This is a genomic window from Nostoc sp., assembly GCF_054880495.1.
Map to the genome: position 1 here is coordinate 1 of NZ_JBTYKD010000253.1, position 4,571 is coordinate 4,571.

The 4,571-nt window shown below is 40.0% G+C and carries 4 protein-coding genes and 3 pseudogenes; 3 read left to right on the top strand and 4 right to left on the bottom strand.

Going from position 1 to position 4,571, the window contains the following annotated elements:
- Positions 1 to 542: 542 nt before the first annotated feature.
- Positions 543 to 698: pseudogene (locus ACYTXL_RS23480) on the top strand (pentapeptide repeat-containing protein); the annotation flags it as partial.
- Between the two features lie 107 nt (positions 699 to 805).
- On the opposite strand, the pseudogene ACYTXL_RS23485 reads toward ACYTXL_RS23480, so the two are convergent.
- The 4 genes and pseudogenes from ACYTXL_RS23485 to ACYTXL_RS23500 form a co-directional block, all read right to left on the bottom strand.
- A pseudogene (locus tag ACYTXL_RS23485) lies at positions 806 to 906 on the bottom strand (IS982 family transposase); the annotation flags it as partial.
- Positions 907 to 920: 14 nt separating this feature from the next.
- Complete coding sequence (locus tag ACYTXL_RS23490; RefSeq protein WP_461926832.1) at positions 921 to 1,469, bottom strand: hypothetical protein; 549 nt, start codon at positions 1,467 to 1,469, stop codon at positions 921 to 923.
- A 130-nt stretch (positions 1,470 to 1,599) separates the two neighbouring features.
- The gene (locus ACYTXL_RS23495; protein WP_461926833.1) at positions 1,600 to 2,139 is read right to left on the bottom strand and encodes a hypothetical protein; all 540 of its coding nucleotides are present in this window, start codon (positions 2,137 to 2,139) and stop codon (positions 1,600 to 1,602) included.
- A gap of 607 nt (positions 2,140 to 2,746) precedes the next feature.
- Entirely contained in the window at positions 2,747 to 3,883 is a 1,137-nt protein-coding gene (locus ACYTXL_RS23500) for a tyrosine-type recombinase/integrase (RefSeq protein ID WP_461926834.1), read from the bottom strand.
- Here ACYTXL_RS23500 and ACYTXL_RS23505 point away from each other — a divergent pair.
- Both ACYTXL_RS23505 and ACYTXL_RS23510 read left to right on the top strand, forming a co-directional pair.
- Positions 3,878 to 4,135, top strand: a pseudogene (locus tag ACYTXL_RS23505) (DNA/RNA non-specific endonuclease); the annotation flags it as partial. The gene ACYTXL_RS23500 and the pseudogene ACYTXL_RS23505 sit on opposite strands and share 6 nt — an antisense overlap.
- 264 nt (positions 4,136 to 4,399) lie before the next feature.
- Positions 4,400 to 4,571 (top strand): 2-dehydropantoate 2-reductase N-terminal domain-containing protein (locus ACYTXL_RS23510; RefSeq protein ID WP_461926835.1); only part of this gene is annotated, 172 nt, incomplete at its 3' end.

Below are 4,571 nucleotides of genomic sequence, written 5' to 3' on the forward strand. Positions count from 1 at the left end.
CCACTTCGATTGAAGCCATTTGTCAAGTTGGTAGGCAATTGTTACAGTCATCTCAAACCATGTTTTTGCTTCGCCGGGAGCAAGAATCTATCAACTCACATCTTGCACCAACAAAAATTGATGTGATTTTATTACTCAGTAAAAAAGTAAAAGTATTGATTTATCGATAAAAGCCAATAAAAATTAGGTAGCTTTATCGCACATCTTTTTACTTTTTCTGGGATTATACGGTGAGGTGCAAGATATGAGTCAATCAATTTTTGAAGAGAAATGTTTTTGAACGATATTTTGAGCATTTTGAACCATATCTAGACCGTAAAGTTGAAAAATCCGACTTCATACGAAGTGATAAGGGCGGCATTTTTTCCAAAATGCTTAAATAAAACTTTTGGTTGCATTATGGTTCAGATTTAAAATACGCGGACGTTATTTTGTGGTCAAGGTACGGTTCAAAATTTGGTCATTCAAGGGTTAAAAGCACAGGAATCTTGAATACCAAATTTGTATGACAATCTAAATCAAGACAGCTTGTCCTAAAAACTATGATTAAGGACTACTCCGGTCAAAATCTTCGTGGATGTTCCTTCAAAGGTCAAAACCTTGAGGGTGCAAATTTTAGTTATGCAGATATTCGAGGTGCAGATTTTACAGGCGCAAATCTAAGAGGTACGAGCTTCAGTCATGCTCAAACAGGACTGACCGTCGCTTCCCGGATTTCTCACAAGTGAGAAAAAACGCTTAGGTTAGCCAAATTTAAGATGATTTAATTAATACATTATTAAAATACTCTAGAGCTTGGGGATCTCAAAATTTTATCAATTAAAGGCATTAAACGATTTCTCATATTTTTTTTAATAGTCGTAATTAGTTGGAGATTTTTTTGAGCAGAAGTTCAAATAATTGTTTAGGTTTATTTGTGGCTACCTACTTAGTGGATTACTAAAGTGATAAGGATCAATGCTATTAACAACCCTGGTATAATGCGTTATATTTCCTCGACTGTCTTTCACTACGAGTATATTATTTTGTAGAATGCCTAAAGAATCGTTATTTCTATTATGTGGGTAGTAAGATGTAGAAGATGCGCGACCCAATGTACTGGGATGGTTTGTATTACTGTAAACTTGAAGAATTTGAGGGTGAAATAATATTGTAGACCTATTTACGGTAAAGTTACCTGTTGTAACGTCATCACTACCTGGTAAGTACCTGCCAACACCACCCTGAAAGTTTGGTTTTATCAGTTGATATGAGCCATTAGAGTAAACTTCAATTTGATCTCCTGCAAAACCATTAGGACTATCAGTCCAATTACCTAGGTAATTGGACGTGTAATTATTAGCGTATTGAATAACCGGGGACATGGATTGTGCTAAAACTTTATTTCGTTGAATAAAAAATGGATTTTGTGATGCAACGGTAACTATTATTGTTGCAGCTGGAATGATAAGTGATTTTAAAAAATTCATGAGTAAATATTACGTAAAAATTTAGAGCTATTAAAATATACTGCACAAAGCTATAAGGTTGCCTCTGTGGTTATTTGCTGGATTTCTGTCCCAATGGTGTACCTGTAGCGATATCCTTGCCATTTGATGATTAGCGCAGCCTGCCAAATGCAATCGCAGTTTCTTTTTCCTGTTTAGATTCCCCACCTCGCCAGCGAAATGCGATCGCCTTGTCTTGACTATCCACAATCACTCCAATCGCTCCTGTGCCTAATCCCGTTTGTTTGCGATGACGACTGTCTTGAGCGTGGGGAGATGAAGTTGAATCGATCACAGGAATGAGCCTTTTATTTACCTGACTAGAGGCTGTTGGTTTACCACTGATTACCATCACATGCCCTGTGTTATGGCTGTCATTGTCTGGGGGACGTAACCAAACCACAACATCTCCTGCACGAAGGCGACTGACTTGAGAAATTTGAACCCAATGGGACAATTTGGGGATTGGATGAGAGAACAAAGTGTAAAAATCTTGAGCAAGTGGACGCTTGGATTTAGAAACAGGTACTTCAGCGTAAGCTTGAGGGGAGATTTTCTGCAAGGCATAATCTAAAAAGCCTGAGCAATCATAGTTGAAGCGTCCAACTACTTCATCGACATCGGTAGGATGCTGATAGACTGAAGTTTTCATTAAAGAAAGTTCACGCTCTGCTTCATGTTAATAGTGAAGGGGACTCAGACATTCCCGGTTCTGGATTGATCGCAAACAGAGCCGCGATTATGGCAACTAAGAGTAGACAGAAGATAGCTTTTTTTCGATTCATCACTAGATTCCTTCGATTGCCTCTGGTACTGCACAACCAATAATCACCTTTATCATGATAGTGTCAAGGTAATTATCAAGATGATGACGCGCTCATTTCGGTCGCGGACAATCCGGCTTCACCTAGACGTTACCTAGATATTACCTAGATATGAGCAATACAGGGAGAACAAAGAAGCGGTTAGTTCCTAGCGGCATTATTCTAGTAAACTTTACTAGAACACGAGCGGACGGTACAGGTTTCTAAAAAACTCTTCACAATACAACCCGCATTATTACCGTACTATCTGCCCGATAATTGGCTTAAAGTAAGCATTCCTACATACTGTTCACGGATGCTTGAATGTTCTTCTAGGTAAAATTATGATCTTTGGTACTTCAATAAACTCAAATATGTATTTGAAAAAACTATAAGCTATGACTGAACTGGATTGATAAACTTGCTCGTTTTTACCATTATGGAAATATCAACAGTTCAAAACCTTGGCAGTACTGTACCCGTGCCTGCGTCTTTTTTTGTGCAGATATAAGCCTTTGTTGTATCGGTTTTGCTGTGCCCCAACTGGTTTTGCACCTCAAAAACATTCTTATAATCCACCGCCCTCGTTGCGTGAGAATGCCTGAGCCAGTGACAAGAAAATTTTAGTTTGGCCACTTCAGATATATCTTGAATCAACCTTTTAATTGAGCGATCGCTCAATGGCAGACCCCGTTTTTTTGGGTCAGGTGACATATTGGGAAACACTGGCATTTTGTCACTAGCCATACCTCGGTACTTCTTAAAAACCAGCGAAGTTTGATGGTCTAAGCCAATTTCTCGGTACTTCCCACCTTTGCCCCGAAACTTAATTGTGTAATACCCCCTTTGCCTATCATCCGGTGTCGGGTCTGGCTGCCATTTAAAATTGTGCCAATATAAACCCGGATAATCTTCCTTGGGCAACCTTGGTTCATCACTCGGAACCGTCACTCTACCGACTTCGCCAACCCGCATCCCACTATAAAAAATCAAGTTAAAAACTAGCCAATACCGCCCTCTCATAAGAGAGGCAGCCTTACCCAGCTTCTCCATTTCCCAATCTTCTAGATACCGCTCTGCCTTCGGTAAATCACTGAAATTATCGTAATTTATCGTACTTGCAATATTCCGCAAAAAATAGCGAATACTCTCCCCGCTCCCATAACTCCAGAGCGATCGCAATATCAGCACTTGGTTAGATTTAGTATAAGGGGAAACGTCACCCCAACTAGCAATAAATTCTAGTAAGAATGGTAGCTGAATCAAACGCAAATCAGGTATACCTTGATTCCGTACCCAATCGAGCAATTTTTGACCAAATCGATAGTATTTTCGCTTGGTTTGTTCGCGGTTTTGACTTCCAGCCCAAGCCAAAATTAACTCCTCATCATTAGCAACCGCAGGCGTGCGGTAATAATATTGCCGAATTACCTCCTCTACCAACTCTGGAGTTACTTGTTGAGAGGTATTTTGCGCTACAACGTTTCCTTGGTTGGGAGGCAGAATCTCTACAGAGCTAATCTCAATATTAGTAACATCCATCTGGTCTTTAGGGTTACGCGATGATAAACATATAGCTTCCTGGAAGGTCATGTTGTGCCTTCAGCAGACCGCTCTCTGACGGTAGAGGATAATTCCTCAACTTTCTTGATGACTAACATGGTTCCCCAGACTCCCGATAATAACAGACGCACTTGGGAAGGTTTAGAGCAATATTCTAGAGAACTTGTCACAAAAGAAGGTAAAGAACTTTACATCATTGCCGGGCCATTAGGCACTCAAGGTCAACCCCTTAAAGGAAAAGTCACAATTCCCGCATCAACTTGGAAAATCGTTGTTGTAGTCCTAATCAACCCAATTAGACGGTTCAATTTTGCTAGGTGCTTGCCCCTGTTGCAGACTTTTCAAGCAATCAATGAAAGAAACAGTGGGATAGAGAGACAAAGAACCCACCACAAGAAAAACCGCAACTTTGGCGTAGAACTTCGGGTCGCACGTTTGATTGCTCATTTACCCCCACTACAACCATGCTACACCAGCAGTTTTTGGCTATATGTATACAACGTATTGGCCTTATGATCATTATAGAAAAATCTCTTTGTTAGCAAAATGTCCAAGCGTAGTTACGCCATTATAGGAACTGGTGCATTAGGTGGCTTTTATGGTGCAAAACTGCAAAAAGCCGATTTAGACGTCCACTTTTTGCTGAAGAGTGATTATGAATATGTCAGTAAATCTGGTTTGGTTATTGAGTCAAAAGATGGTGATTTCACCCTGACTC